Origin of the sequence: Alloalcanivorax xenomutans (genome assembly GCF_032810065.1) — a bacterium.
Classification (GTDB): Bacteria; Pseudomonadota; Gammaproteobacteria; order Pseudomonadales; family Alcanivoracaceae; genus Alloalcanivorax; species Alloalcanivorax xenomutans.
The window spans coordinates 596822-611286 of sequence record NZ_CP136538.1; the positions used below are offsets into that span (position 1 = coordinate 596822).

Genomic DNA, 14465 nt, shown 5'->3' on the forward strand with positions numbered 1-14465 from the left:
GTCGCTTATTTCGAGTTCAGTTTATCGACCCACTGGTCAATTTGCTTTTCCGCCTCTTCCTTGGCGATACCGTATTTTGCCTGGATCTTGCCCAGCAGTACATCACGCTTACCCTTGGCCTCCTCGATGTCGTCGTCGGTGAGTTTGCCCCAATGTTCCCGGACATTGCCTTTCAGTTCCTTCCAGCGACCTTCGATGGTGTTTCAGTTCATCTTGTCTCTCCTGAGATAAGGTTGTGGTGAAGGGGGAATAGCGGAGAACCAGCTGCCCTGCGGCAACGGCTCTTTGACTATGACCGGTTGACGATGACGGTTGGAGGAAAACTCTGTAAAAGCGGGGACGAGCTGGAGGGGAATGCGCGACGGGCAGGGGCGCCCGTCGCGCTGTCCGGGGCATCAGGGCGGGATTTTAACGGCTGGCGCGTTTGCGCTCGGTTTCGGTGAGCAGTTTCTTGCGCAGGCGCAGATGGTTCGGCGTTACTTCCACCAGTTCATCGTCCTCGATGAAGTCCAGGGCCTGTTCCAGGCTGAAGCGCACCGGCGGGGTGAGAATCACGTTCTCGTCGGTGCCGGAAGCGCGCATGTTGGTGAGCTGCTTGCCCTTGGTGGGGTTCACCACCAAGTCATTGCCCCGGCTGTGGATGCCGATCAACTGGCCTTCATAGACTTCCACGTTGGGGTCGATCAGCATGCGGCCACGCTCCTGCAGATTGAACAGGGCGAACGCCAGCACCTTGCCCTTGACCATGGAGACCAGCACGCCATTGTTGCGCTGAGCCATGTCGCCGGGTTTGTATTCGCCGTAATGGCTGAAAGTGCTGTTGAGGATGCCAGTGCCGGAAGTCAGTGTCAGGAACAGACTGCGGAAGCCGATCAGGCCGCGGCTGGGCACGACGAAGGTCAGGCGTACACGGCCTTTGCCATCGGGCTCCATGTTGGTCATCTCGGCGCGGCGCAGGCCCAGGTGCTCCATGATCGCGCCCTGGTGCTGTTCTTCAACGTCGGCCATTACATTCTCGTAAGGCTCCTGTTTCTGGCCGTCCACTTCGCGCACGATCACTTGCGGGCGGCCCACCGCCAGCTCGAAGCCCTCGCGGCGCATGTTCTCGATCAGTACCGACAGGTGCAGTTCACCACGGCCGGAGACACGGAACTGGTCGGCGCTGCCGGTTTCTTCCACGCGCAGGGCCACGTTGTGCTTGAGCTCCGCTTCCAGACGCTCACGGATCTGGCGGCTGGTGACGAATTTGCCGTCCTGGCCGGCGAACGGCGAGGTGTTGACGTGGAACACCATGCTCACGGTGGGCTCGTCCACGGTCAGTGGCGGCAGGGCCTCGACATTGTTCGGGTCGCACAGCGTGTCGGAAATATCCAGCGGGTCCATACCGGTGACACAGACGATATCGCCGGCGCCGGCTTCGCTGACATCCACTCGCTCCAGGCCGTGATGACCCATGATCTGCAGTATCCGGCCGTTACGCACCTTACCGTCGCGGTCAACGATCTTCACCTGCGTGTTGGCCTTTACCTGGCCACGCTTGATGCGGCCGATACCGATCACGCCTAGGTAGCTGTTGTAGTCCAATGAGGAAATCTGCATCTGGAACGGGCCGTCGGCATCCACTTCCGGCGCCGGTACCCGGTCGATGATGGTCTGGAACAGCGGGGTCATGTCTTCCGCCATCTGGTCCGGCTCCAGGCCGGCGATGCCGTTCAGGGCGGAGGCGTACACCACCGGGAAGTCCAGTTGCTCGTCGCTGGCGCCGAGATTGTCGAACAGGTCGAACACCTGATCCATGACCCAGTCCGGGCGGGCGCCGGGGCGGTCGATCTTGTTGATCACCACGATCGGCTTGAGCCCGGCGGCGAACGCCTTCTGGGTGACGAAGCGGGTCTGCGGCATGGGGCCGTCCACCGCGTCCACCAGCAGCAGCACCGAGTCCACCATCGACATCACGCGTTCCACCTCGCCGCCGAAGTCGGCGTGGCCGGGGGTGTCGACGATATTGATACGGTAGTCGCCGTATTTAAGGGCGGTGTTCTTGGAGAGGATGGTGATACCCCGTTCCTTCTCCAGGTCGTTGGAGTCCATTACCCGCTCGACGTCGCCGGCGCGGTCTCCCAGTGTGCCGGACTGTTGCAACAACTTGTCCACCAGGGTGGTCTTGCCGTGGTCAACGTGGGCGATGATGGCGATATTGCGCAGACGTTCAATCACGAAACAGGCTCCGAAGCGAGTAATAAGGCCGTGGCGGGGCCGCGGCGGGAGCGCATTGTACAGCCCCCTTGGCTACCGAAGCCACCGTCTTGTCGGCCCCGCGGCTAGCCGCCGGTGATAGTGGGCGGCGCCCGCGGGCTATGAGAGAATGCGACCCGGTTCACGATTTTGCGGTTGTTGCTTCAAGGCACTGTGCATTCGCCTAGAATGGCGCAACCAAACGGGGTCGTACCGGTCATACACTGCCCGTCGATGACGATCCGTTTCGAGCCTCCCTGGCTCCCGAGGCTGCCCGGATTGGCATATCAGCCTGCCCGTGGCGGCGTTTCTCCAATGCGATTCCGGGTACGTGCGATCCCGGACAAGGAAGGTATTCGTTATATGCGGTTTGGGTGTGCGTGCGGCATAGGGTATGGACTGGCGATAGCGGTCTGTCTGGCCCTGCCCATGAAGGCCGTCGCCGACGGCGAGGACCCTGGAAAGATCATTCTGGGCCTCAACGAAGAGGTCATGATCGAGGAACTGGGTGTCGCGTTGCCCGCTAAACTGGACACCGGGGCCCAGTCCGCGTCGCTCAGTGCCCGGCAAATCCGGACGTTCAAGCGGGATGGGCAGGATTGGGTATCCTTTGATCTGTGGGTGGTCCCGGAGCAGCGCGAGAAAATCGGGCTGGAGCAGGATCAATGGCGCACCCTTGAATTGCCACTATCCAAACATGTGCGCATCAAGCGCCGCGCCGAAAACCAGATTGATGGGGCGCCGGGCTACAGCCGTCGTCCGGTGGTGGAACTGACGCTGTGCGTCCGTGACCGGGCCCGGCAGGTGGACGTCAATCTGACCGATCGCAGTGACTTCCGGTTCCCGCTGCTGGTGGGATCCGAGGCGCTGGTTTCGCTGGGGGCTTTGGTTGACCCGGCACAGTCCATGAGCGGGGGTGCGCCATCCTGCTCCAAGGAAGAAACCGTCGGCTTGGCGGCCGAAGAAACCGAATAAGGCTGGAACATGGGTTCTGTGAAACTGCACGCGCGGCTGCTGGCCGTGGCATTGTTGGTTCTGGGCATAGGCAGCATGGCCTACCAGATTCTGATTCAGAAAGTGCCGCTTACCGAAAGTGAAACCGATCCGGTCTGGGTAGTGGATGCTCAGGTCCAGTTCCAGGCCAGGGGAAACCACCCGGTGAAGGTGCGGATGTTCGTGCCGCCACTGGACAGCGGCTTCACCACCCTGAATGAAAGCTTCATCTCCAATAACTATGGCGTCAACGTCAGCCGTGAGGGCGGCAATCGGGTGGTGACCTGGTCCAGCCGCCGGGTGGAGGGCCAGCAGAGTCTGTATTACCGGCTGCTGATCACTCCCCGTTTCGCCGAGCCCGGCGGCCAGGCGAAGGAACCCGGGCCGCAATTCCGTCCCAGCCCGACACTGTCCGGGCCGGAAAAAGTGGCCGCCGACGCTTTGCTGGCGCCAATTCGTCAGCATTCCGCGGATATCGAAACCTTCATCAGCGAGACCATCAAAAGGGTCAACAGCCGCGACGACAACGATAATGTCCGATTGTTGCTGGGCGGGAACATGACGCCGGAGAACCGGGCCCGGGTGGTGGACCTGCTGCTGGCGGTGGCGCACATCCCGGCGGAACCGGTATACACCCTGCGTCTGTCCGAGGTGCAGAATCAGCAGCCGGAGCTATGGCTGCGCTCCTATAACGGCAACGCCTGGTTGTACTTCAACCCCAATACCGGTCAGCAAGGGCTGCCAGAGGACCGTCTGGTGTGGTGGAGCGGGCAGGCGCCCCTGTACAACCTGGATGGTGGCCGCAACGCGGAGGTCAAATTCAGCGTTCACCAGAATGAGATGAGTGCTCTGCAACTGGCGCAGACACTGAGTTCCCAGGACGTTTCCAGCTTTATCGATTTCTCGCTCTATGATTTGCCGCTACCGGTACAACAGCTTCACCGGATCCTGATCATGATTCCGGTGGGGGTGCTGCTGGTGCTGTTGATGCGCAGCCTGATCGGCGTGGAGACCCTCGGTACCTTCACACCGGTGCTGATCGCCCTGGCGTTCCGCGAGACCCAGGTGGTATGGGGAGTGATTCTGTTCACCTTCATCACCACCATCGGCCTGTCGTTACGATCGTATCTGGAACATCTCAAGTTGCAGTTGATGGCGCGATTGTCGGTGGTGCTGACCTTCGTGGTGATCATGATCGGCCTGATCAGTTTGTTCAGCTACAAGCTGGGTCTGGAAGTGGGGCTGTCGGTGGCGCTGTTCCCGATGGTGATCCTGACCATGGTGATCGAGCGGATGTCCATTGTCTGGGAAGAGCGGGGCGGACCGCAGTCCATGAAAGTCGCCATTGGCACCTTGGTGGTGGCGATTCTCTGTCATTTGCTGATGGTGTGGAGTCCGCTGGTCTATCTGGTCTTCACCTTCCCGGGCATTCTTCTGGTACTGGCCGCGTTCATGGTGTTCATGGGCCATTACCGGGGCTACCGGCTCACTGAACTGGTCCGCTTCCGGGCCATGACCGAAGAGGGGCGCTGAATGTTCGGGGTGAAGACCTGGCGTGCCCTGCGGCGTCGCGGCGTGATGGGCATCAACCAGCGGAACGGTGATTATGTGCTGCGTTACAATGATCGCCGCTTGTACCCGCTGGTGGACGACAAGATCCGCACCAAGAAACTGGCGCTGGACGCCGGTATCCGGGCGCCGGATATGTACGGCATCATCGAGACCGAACAGGGCATCGGCAAGGTGGCGGAGATCGTGGAAACCCATGGGGATTTTGTCATCAAGCCCTCCCAGGGGGCGGGCGGTGACGGCATCATGGTCATCTCCGATCGCTTCGAGGGCTACTACCGCACGGTCTCCGGCCGCATGGTCAGCCCCGAGGAGATGGAGTTTCACATTTCCGGGATCATTTCCGGCATCTATTCCCTGGGCGGTCATCGTGATCGCGCGCTGATTGAATACCGGGTCCGCTCCACTGACCTGTTCGACCGCATCAGTATCGGTGGGGTGCCGGATGTGCGCATCATCGTGCTCAAGGGCTATCCGGTGTTCGCCATGCTGCGTCTGCCCACCCGGCAGTCCGATGGCAAGGCCAACCTGCACCAGGGGGCCATCGGCGTGGGCGTGGACATCGCCACCGGGGTGACTCTGGCTGGCACCTGGCACAACCTGAAAATCGACCGCCATCCCGATACCGCGCATCCGGTGGCGGGCGTCACCATCCCGGATTGGGAGGAGTGTCTGGCGCTGGCGGCGCGCTGCTATGACCTGACCGGGCTGGGGTATCTCGGCGTGGACCTGGTGCTGGACAAACACAAGGGGCCGATGATGCTGGAACTGAACGCCCGTCCCGGTCTGAATATCCAGATTGCCAATGACGATGGACTGTTGCGCCGCTGCGGTATCGTTGAGCGCCATTTGGAACAGCGCGGCAAGGATGATGGCGAGGAGCCGGCGGAGCAGAGGGTATTGTTCGCTAAACGTCACTTCGCGGTGGCGACTCCCGAGCCGCAGGATATCGCCACGGAATAACCGTCTCCACGAAGTCACCCCCCGTGGAGGCCTGGAGTGGGCCGACATTGACGGTGGCCATCAACATTAAGCTTTGATTAAGTTTTTGTGTCTAGGCTTGTCAGGATTCACACTCCTGGCGAGCCTGGTTGATGACACAAAGATCCCGTCCCTCCCTTTCGTCCGCACCCTGGCGGCGCTTCTTTTTAGTCAATTACTTGCTTGTTTTGTTTGTCTGCCTGTATGTGGCGAGGCAGGCGCTGCTGCAGCCTGGTAGCGTCTGGAGCCTGTTCTTCCTGCTTGTGGCGTTGGTGGGCTACGCCTTTGTGTTCCTGCTGCCGCCTCTGATTTCGTCGATGTTGGCGCGCCTGTTCGGCCGTTGGCCGGGGTACGGCGTGGCGGTAACCGGCAGTGCTCTGATGTTGCTGCTGTTGCTGGTGGACGGCCAGATCCATGATCTCTATGGCTTCCACCTCAACGGCTTCGTCTGGAACCTGTTGACCACGCCGGGGGGATTCACCTCCATGGGCGGCGGTCCGGACGCGGTGTTCTCCTTTGTATTGTTCGCACTGGCCCTGGTGGTGTTCGAAGCCGGCTTGTTGTTCTGGAGCCTTCGCAAACCGGTTCCTCGTTTGCGTTGGGGCTGGATGGTCGCGGCATTGCTGTTATGTATGGTGGGGGAACGGGCGGCTTATGGTACCGCGCATTTTCTGGCTTATCGTCCGGTCCTCAACGCTTCCCATGCGGTGCCGTTCTACCAGCCGACCACGTTCCGCGGTGCCGCCATGGCTTTGGGGTTCGAGCCGGTGCGGACCCGCGATAAGCTGGACGTGGCCGACCAGGGCCGACTGCATTACCCGCGGCAAGCCCTCCGGGTGGCCGCGGATGCGCCTTCCCTCAATATCATGGTGCTGGTGGCGGAATCCCTGCGCTGGGATATGCTGACGCCGGAAATCATGCCCAATCTGTGGCGCTTCGCCGAGGAGCGGGGTATCCGCTTCACCGATCATTACAGCGGGGGTAATGGCACCCGAATGGGCATTTTCTCCCTGTTTTATGGCTTGCCGGGTAATTACTGGTTCGCTTTTCTGGATGCGCGTCAGCCGCCGGTTCTGATGAGTGAGATGCAGCGCCGGGGTTACCGGATGGGCCTTTACACCAGTGCGCGGTTCAGTTACCCGGAATTCGATAAAACGGTCTTCGCCGATGTCCCCGAGTCCCTTTTGCACAGCGACGAAGAAGGACCCGGCTGGCAGCGGGACCGCCGCAACGTGGACCGCATGCTGTCGTTTCTGGATCAACGGGACGCGGCGAAACCGTTCTTCGGCTTTCTGTTTTTCGAGTCCCCTCACGCGCGCTATTACTTCCCCGAGGAAAGCGTGATCCGGCCGGATTATCTGAAGAACTTCAACTACGCCACCATGGACCTGGAACAGGACATCGGCGGTATTTTTAACCGCTATGTGAACGCCTCTCATCACCTGGACCAGCAACTGGGCAGGCTGTTGGATGGCATGGCCGAACGCAACCTGCTGGACAACACCATCCTGGTAATCACCGGCGATCACGGTGAGGAGTTCATGGAGAACGGCCGCTGGGGACACAATTCCGAGTTTCATAATCAGCAAGTCCACGTTCCACTGGTACTGGCCGGCCCGGGCATCGCGCCGGCGGTGGTGGACAAGCCCACCAGCCATTTGGATCTGGCTCCGACGTTGTTGAGCCGCCTGGGGGTGGAGAACGAACCGCGCGATTATGCCGTGGGCGTGCCGCTGGACCAGGTGCCTGATGATCGCTATCGCCTGGCGGCGAGCTGGGATGCGGTGGCGTATCTCGGCCCGGAATACAAGGTGGCGATGCCGGTGCGCGCCGGCGGTCTGTTCGAAATGGCGGTCAGCCGTGCCGACGATACCCCGGTGAAGGATGAGGATGCGGTGATGGCCCGGCTTCAGCGCCGGCTGGTGGAGGTGCTGGGGGATATGTCCCGGTTTTTTTCGGGCGGTCGTTGAGGCGCCGGCGCGGATAGTGTTACCCGGGTCGGGTTTGCTATACTCCGTCGCCCACTTTTTGACCGGCACGCGAGCCGCCCTATGACCGAGTCAGCCCCTCAAACGCTGCAACGACGCGCCATCGCCCTGGTTTCCGGCGGCCTGGACTCCATGCTGGCGGTGAAAGTCATGCAGGAACAAGGCATCCACGTCGAAGGGGTGAATTTCTTCACCGGCTTCTGTGTGGAAGGCCATACTCACGCCATCCGTAAAAAGGACCAGGACAAAAACAAGCGCAACAACGCGCTTTGGGTCGCCGAGCAGCTGGGTATCAAGCTGCATATCGTGGATATTTCGGAAGAGTACAAGGATGTGGTGCTCAATCCGAAACACGGCTATGGCGCCAATCTGAACCCCTGCCTGGACTGCAAGATTTTCATGGTCAATAAGGCCACCCTGATGCTGAACAAGGCTCGGGAACTGGCCGGCGAGAAGGGGTTCGATTTCATCATCACCGGTGAGGTGGTGGGGCAGCGTCCCAAGAGTCAGCGCAAGGAAACCATGCCGATCATCAGCCGCGAATCCGGCGCCGATGATCGCCTGTTGCGCCCGCTCAGCGCCAAGAACCTGCCGGAGACCCTGCCGGAACGGGAAGGCTGGGTGGATCGCAGCCGATTGCACGACTTCTCCGGCCGCAACCGTAAGCCGCAAATGGCGCTGGCCAAACGTTTTGGCCTGGATGACTTCGCCCAGCCCGCCGGCGGCTGTTGCTTCCTTACCGATGAGTCCTATTCGCGCAAGCTGGCGGATCTTTGGCAGGCTCGTAACGAACGGCGTTACGAGCTGGACGACATCATGCTGCTGAAGGTGGGGCGGCATATCCGCCCGGCGCCGCACTACAAGCTGATCATCAGCCGCGAGGAAGGGGAGAACCGCTTCCTGGAAGGCTATCGATATCAGTTCACCAGCATCACCACGTCGAGCTGCCCCGGTCCGCTGGCTCTGATCGACGGCACGTTGGCGTCCGACGACGAGTTGCGCCAGGCAGCCGCCATCGTCGCCCGTTATTCCAAAGGGCGAACCGATGACGAGGTGGTGGTGGAAGTGCGCGATCCCAGCGGCGTGGCCCGTCAGTTGCCGGTCCGGCCGGCGACGCCGGATCAGGTCGCGCCGGAATGGATGGTATAACCATGAGCCATCACGAACTGGACGCTCGCCGGTTGCTGTGCCCGATGCCGGTGATCAAAACCCAGAATCAAGTGAACACACTCCGGCAAGGCGATACCCTGACGGTGATCTGTACCGACCCGGGGGCGCTCAACGACATTCCCGCCTGGTGCCGGATCAATGGACATGCGGTGCTGGAAACCCGGGAAGAGGGCCACGAGGTGAGGGTGACGCTCGAAGTTGGAGAACCCTCAATTGCACTATAATGGTGCGTTTTTTATTGAGAGTGCACGGTATTGGTGCTTTCCTGTCCGAATATACCGGCCGATTTCGGGGCGTTGCGGCCCGGATGCGCTAAAAAAGGGCTGGCACGTAATTTGCTCTCCTATTGGCATGCGGGGCCGAGTGCCCGAGAATAGCGGCTTCGAGTGGTCGGCCCGCCGATACCACTGAATGCCAGACACATACCCGTTCCAGGAGGACGTTCTACAATGTCTGAAAAGACGCTGAAGCTGATCAAAGATAACGACGTGAAGTGGGTCGATCTGCGTTTTACCGATAGCCGGGGTAAGGAGCAGCATGTCACCATCCCGAGTTCGGAAGTGGACGAAGACTTCTTCCAGGACGGCAAGATGTTCGATGGTTCTTCCATCGCTGGCTGGAAAGGTATCAACGAGTCCGACATGATCATGATGCCGGACGACAGTTCCGCGGTGATCGATCCGTTCACCGACGTTACCACCCTGAACCTGCGTTGCACCATCGTCGAGCCCTCCACCATGCAGGGCTACGAGCGCGATCCCCGCTCCGTGGCCCAGCGCGCCGAGGAATACCTGAAGTCCACCGGCATCGCCGACAGCGCCCTGTTCGGTCCGGAGCCGGAATTCTTCGTGTTTGATTCCGTACAGTGGAAGTCCGACATGTCCGGCGCCATGTACAACATCTACTCCGAAGAAGCGGCCTGGGTGTCCGCCGATGAGTTCGAGAAGAACAACATCGGTCACCGTCCGGGTGTGAAAGGCGGCTACTTCCCGGTACCGCCGGTGGATTCCCTGCACGACCTGCGCGCCGCCATGTGCGCCGCCATGGAGCAGATGGGCCTGGAAATCGAAGTGCACCACCACGAAGTGGGCACCGCCGGCCAGTGCGAAATCGGTGTTGGCGCCAACACCCTGACCGCCAAGGCCGACGAAGTTCAGATCCTGAAGTACTGCGTTCACAACGTGGCTCATGCTTATGGCAAGACCGCCACCTTCATGCCCAAGCCGCTGATCGGTGACAACGGTTCCGGTATGCACGTGCACGTGTCCCTGGCCAAGGACGGCAAGAACCTGTTTGCCGGCGACAGCTACGCGGGACTGTCCGAGGAAGCCCTGTACTTCATCGGCGGTATCATCAAGCACGCTCGCGCCATCAACGCCTTCACCAACGGTTCCACCAACTCCTACAAGCGTCTGGTGCCCGGTTTCGAAGCGCCGGTAATGCTGGCGTACTCCGCCCGCAACCGTTCCGCTTCCATCCGGATTCCGTGGGTGAACAGCCCGAAAGCCCGTCGTATCGAGGCGCGCTTCCCGGATCCGTCCGCCAACCCGTACCTGTGTTTCGCGGCGCTGCTGATGGCCGGCCTGGACGGCATCAAGAACAAGATGCACCCGGGCGACGCCATGGACAAGGATCTGTACGATCTGCCGGCCGAGGAAGCCAAGGGCATCCCGACCGTGGCTCACACCCTGACCATGGCTCTGGATTGCCTGGAAGCGGACTACGAGTTCCTGATGGCGGGCGACGTGTTCACCAAGGACATGCTGGACGGCTACATCCAGCTCAAGCGTGAAGAGATCGAACGTCTGAACATGACCCCGCACCCGGTCGAGTTCGACATGTACTACAGCTGCTAAGAATCCCAAGTTCCCGGCAGTTGCAAGGCCCCGCTCCGGCGGGGCCTTTTTTTGTGGTTCATTGCGGAATAGCGGGAATGGGTGTTCCGGGCTCTAGCAACGTTGATCGCTGACACAGAAAGGGCCACGAAGCCGCTGTGGGAGATTCTATGGTGCCCCGCAATGCTTAGAAGAGCTTTGCGGGGCAATATTCTTGTTGCTGCTTCATCAGGGCGAAGGCGGTGCGAGCGATCTTCCGGGCCAGGATCACCAAGGCTTGCGTGGTGTGCAGTCCCCGGTCCCGATAGCGCTGATAGAAGGCGCGCCAGACCGGGTGTCGAGACGCACTCATGGCGGCACAGTGCAGCAGTCGCCTGACCTCCGTATCTCCTTGTTTGGTCAGCTTACGCTTGCCGGTGAGTTTGCCGGAGTCACGGACCCGGACATCCAACCCCAGGAAGGCAACGAAGGCATCGCTATTGGTGAAGTCCCCTCTCAGGAAGGCCATGACCAAGGCGGTGGCGGTGATCTCGCCGACCCCGTCGATCGCGTCGCAGCGTTGGACCTGAGTCTGTAAGCCGGCGGCGCTCACCGCGCTCTTGAGCCGTTTCTGGATCAGAGAGTCAATCCGGTCCATTTTGGCGATCAGGGCACGCAGAGGGGCCTTGAGCTCCGGTTCTCCGCTCAGGCTCTGACGTAATGCCGTGCGGGCCTTAACCAAGGCGGCCCGGCGACGCAGCAGGCTCTGCAGCATCCGGTACGCCTTTGGGGGCGGGCTCCACGGGCGTAACTCGTCTTTCTCCTTGTGCAGATGGCGGGCCAGCAACTGGGCATCGGCCAGATCCGTCTTGGCCCGCCCTCCAACGCCTTTGCGGTAGTTGCTGAGGCGGTAACCGTCCACCACATAGACCCGATGCCCCTTGGCGTGTGCGCGCTCGGTAATGTCCATGTGATAGGTGCTGGTCGCCTCAATGGCGATATCGCAGCCCTCGGGGAGGGTGGCCAGCCATTGGCGGATGGCTTGGGGCGTATTGTCGATGGTGAGGGTTTGGTTCAGGTCCTGATGGTGGATCACCAGGTTGTCTTTCGCAGCGTCGATCCCGATCTCCGGGCGGCTTGCCGGCATTGCCATGGGGCTCCCCTGTCAGCTAGGTTAAATGGGCTTGTCGGGGCGCACCGTCACGCTGGCTTGCAGAGTATCGTCGGTCTGAGTGCGCGCTCAGCCGATGGATTCCTTATCGGCGTTTGAAGGTGCGGGGTGGGGCCATATCTCCCACAGTCTGTACCCTAGGGTCAGAAGCTTGCCTGGTCCCTCCACCCCGACAAGTCTTCTCCTTCTAAGACTTGCCGGGAAACCATACAAGCTTGCCCGCAAGCGAACTGGCTCTCGGGGCCAAAAAATTCGCTTGCAGGCAAGCTCCCACGGAGGCGCTCGAATTTATGTCCCGAAGGTCAGAAGAACTCCTGCGCTTGCCGATTACCTCGAAGCGGAGCCGGAAAGCAGGGTGTCCTTCTAACCGCCGGAGGAACCACGGCGGGATGGGTAGTGTGGGCTCCTGTTCCGAAAGGTCTCCGTGCAGACCCGCCTCCCCGATGGAGCCTCCACCACCGTTGTTCCTCTAGTGTGCCCCAGACCCTTTTCTCCCCGTTCCGGTGCGGTCAGAATCAAAGTTGTGTCTCTTGGGGGGAGGAGGACCACATGAAAACCACAACCGTTCTACTGATCACTCTGCTGGGTATCTGTGCCGCGGTCTCCGCGCGGGCCGACGATGTGCCGGAAAACCGGGGCACGACGATCTTTCGTAGTGTTGACGAGCACGGCAACGTGACATTCACCGACGCGCCGCCAGAGGGCCGCGATGCCGAGGCGGTGCGTATTGGTCCCACCAATACCGTGCCGGGGCCGCAACGGGTCCAGCCCCCGGCCGAGCCGCCGGCGGCGTCGCAGCCGGTTTTCGAGGGCTACCATCGTCTGGCGATTGTTTCCCCGCGGTCAAATGCCACCGTGCGGAATCCGGAGGGGGCGATCAGTGTGGAGGTGGCGCTGGAGCCGGCCCTGCAGGCCGGGCACCGGCTGGAGATTCTGGATAATGGCGAGCCCTTGTCCGGAACCGCGCTGCGGGATCCGGAACGGGGCAGCCATGTGCTGGTGGCGCGTGTGCTGGATCAGCAAGGCAAGGAGCTTAAGCGCTCCTCCGCGGTCACCGTGCATGTGCATCGCACCAGCCGGTTGCAAAGTGGCCAGGCGCCCGCGCCCAGTGGAAGGGCCGGGATCGGGCAGGCTGCCCAGCGAGGGGGCGCCGCCAGTCCGGGCTCTGGCAGCACCCGTGGAAGCGGCGCGAAGGCCGGTTCACCGGCCTCCGTGGGGCAGCCAGCCACTCGTGCCCAAGCGGTTAAGCCCGATTCCTGACCCCTTTTCCCCTTCTTGCACCAAATTGGTGCCCCCTTCCTGTGTTCTGGCTACACTGATTCAGGCTGTCAGGCCGTCCGGCGCCCTCCAGCAGTGCCCGGTTTGCCTCATTCCGATGGTTCTGGCGAGTGGCCTGATAATTGCTTATGCCCCGTTATGGGCCGAATCATGAAGACCGAGAAGGTAATGCACAAACGCTTGCTGGATCACCTGCGCACCGCGGTGATGCTGCTGGATGATGAGTTGCGGGTTTGCTATCTCAACCCGGCGGCGGAGATTCTGTTGTCCACCAGTGCCAGCCGGATCATCGGACAGGTGCTGCCGGACTATTTCCGTGATGACGGCAATGCCCATGATGCACTAAAGCAGTGCATCGAGGACGGTAACCCCTTTACCCGCCGGGAGGCGAAGCTGGATGTGGCCCCCGGGGTGCAGGTGACGGTGGATTACAGCATTACGCCGCTGCAGGAGCCCGGCTATCCGATGGCGTTGCTGGTGGAAATGCAGGGGCTCGACCGTATGCTCAAAATCAGTCGCGAGGAAGCTCTGGTGCACGCGCATCAGGCCACTCGCGCGCTGGTGCGGGGCGTGGCACACGAAATCAAGAATCCGCTGGGTGGGATCCGCGGCGCCGCGCAACTGCTGGAGCGTGCTTTGCCCAGTGCGGATCTGGCCGAGTACACACGGGTGATCATCGACGAGGCGGACCGTCTGCGTTCGGTGGCGGATCGCATGCTCGGGCCGCGTAAACCGCCGGCGTTCGCCGACGTGAACGTGCACGAATGCCTGGAGCATGTGCGCCAACTGTTGCTGGCGGAATATCCTCAGGGCGTGCGCATCCTGCGCGACTACGATGTCAGCCTGCCGGACATCCCCGCCGACCGCGATCAACTGATCCAGGTGCTGCTCAATCTGATGCGCAACGCCATCCAGGCGTTGCTGGAATCCGGCACCGAGGACGCGCAGGTCCTTCTGCGCACCCGGGTATTGCGGCAATTCACCATCGGCTCCACCCGCCACCGTCTGGTGTTGCGGGTGGACATTGAAGATAACGGCCCGGGGATCCCGGAAGAGTTACGGGAAACCCTCTTTTATCCCATGGTCAGCGGCCGAGCCAATGGCTCCGGTCTGGGGTTGTCCATCGCCCAATCCATTATCAGCCAGCACCAGGGGTTGATTGAATGCGACAGCGAACCGGGCCGGACCCTGTTCAGTTTGCTGCTGCCCATGGAATTACCGGAAGCGAACAGCGCCACCTCGGTTCCGGCCTGACAGGCCGGCCAG

General features: G+C 61.2%; 12 protein-coding genes. 9 read left to right on the forward strand and 3 right to left on the reverse strand.

Going from position 1 to position 14465, the window contains the following annotated elements; all coding sequences use genetic code 11:
* Window positions 1–5: 5 nt before the first annotated feature.
* Complete coding sequence (locus RYH70_RS02920; protein ID WP_317010158.1) at window positions 6–197, reverse strand: CsbD family protein; 192 nt, start codon at window positions 195–197, stop codon at window positions 6–8.
* Window positions 198–408: 211 nt separating this feature from the next.
* Window positions 409–2217 (reverse strand): translational GTPase TypA, encoded by a 1809-nt coding sequence (gene typA, locus RYH70_RS02925; RefSeq protein ID WP_022997153.1) that lies wholly within the window; start codon window positions 2215–2217, stop codon window positions 409–411.
* Window positions 2218–2664: 447 nt separating this feature from the next.
* Between typA and RYH70_RS02930 the strand changes: the two genes are divergently transcribed.
* The 7 genes from RYH70_RS02930 to glnA all read left to right on the forward strand — a co-directional run bounded on the left by RYH70_RS02930 (window position 2665) and on the right by glnA (window position 10792).
* The gene (locus tag RYH70_RS02930; RefSeq protein WP_022997154.1) at window positions 2665–3210 is read left to right on the forward strand and encodes an ATP-dependent zinc protease family protein; all 546 of its coding nucleotides are present in this window, start codon (window positions 2665–2667) and stop codon (window positions 3208–3210) included.
* A 9-nt stretch (window positions 3211–3219) separates the two neighbouring features.
* On the forward strand, window positions 3220–4761 hold the full coding sequence (locus RYH70_RS02935; protein ID WP_022997155.1) for an inactive transglutaminase family protein: 1542 nt from the start codon (window positions 3220–3222) through the stop codon (window positions 4759–4761).
* The gene (locus RYH70_RS02940; protein WP_022997156.1) at window positions 4762–5760 is read left to right on the forward strand and encodes an alpha-L-glutamate ligase-like protein; all 999 of its coding nucleotides are present in this window, start codon (window positions 4762–4764) and stop codon (window positions 5758–5760) included. It begins immediately after the preceding gene.
* Window positions 5761–5891: 131 nt separating this feature from the next.
* Complete coding sequence (locus RYH70_RS02945) at window positions 5892–7748, forward strand: sulfatase-like hydrolase/transferase (RefSeq protein WP_317009758.1); 1857 nt, start codon at window positions 5892–5894, stop codon at window positions 7746–7748.
* 81 nt (window positions 7749–7829) lie between these two features.
* Window positions 7830–8915: a tRNA (5-methylaminomethyl-2-thiouridylate)-methyltransferase gene (locus tag RYH70_RS02950; protein WP_080530376.1), complete on the forward strand. Its 1086-nt coding sequence runs from the start codon at window positions 7830–7832 to the stop codon at window positions 8913–8915.
* A gap of 2 nt (window positions 8916–8917) precedes the next feature.
* Window positions 8918–9160, forward strand: coding sequence for a sulfurtransferase TusA family protein (locus RYH70_RS02955; RefSeq protein WP_022997159.1), 243 nt, complete (start codon window positions 8918–8920; stop codon window positions 9158–9160).
* A 225-nt stretch (window positions 9161–9385) separates the two neighbouring features.
* On the forward strand, window positions 9386–10792 hold the full coding sequence (glnA, locus tag RYH70_RS02960; RefSeq protein ID WP_022997160.1) for a glutamate--ammonia ligase: 1407 nt from the start codon (window positions 9386–9388) through the stop codon (window positions 10790–10792).
* Window positions 10793–10958: 166 nt separating this feature from the next.
* On the opposite strand, the gene RYH70_RS02965 is transcribed toward glnA, so the two are convergent.
* Window positions 10959–11903 (reverse strand): transposase, encoded by a 945-nt coding sequence (locus RYH70_RS02965; protein ID WP_317009759.1) that lies wholly within the window; start codon window positions 11901–11903, stop codon window positions 10959–10961.
* Between the two features lie 567 nt (window positions 11904–12470).
* Between RYH70_RS02965 and RYH70_RS02970 the strand changes: the two genes are divergently transcribed.
* Together RYH70_RS02970 and glnL are read left to right on the forward strand one after the other, a co-directional pair.
* Window positions 12471–13181 (forward strand): DUF4124 domain-containing protein, encoded by a 711-nt coding sequence (locus RYH70_RS02970; RefSeq protein ID WP_233925878.1) that lies wholly within the window; start codon window positions 12471–12473, stop codon window positions 13179–13181.
* A gap of 168 nt (window positions 13182–13349) precedes the next feature.
* A complete protein-coding gene (gene glnL / locus RYH70_RS02975; RefSeq protein WP_026948523.1) occupies window positions 13350–14453 on the forward strand; it encodes a nitrogen regulation protein NR(II) in 1104 nt (367 codons plus the stop codon).
* The last annotated feature ends 12 nt before the right edge of the window (window positions 14454–14465 follow it).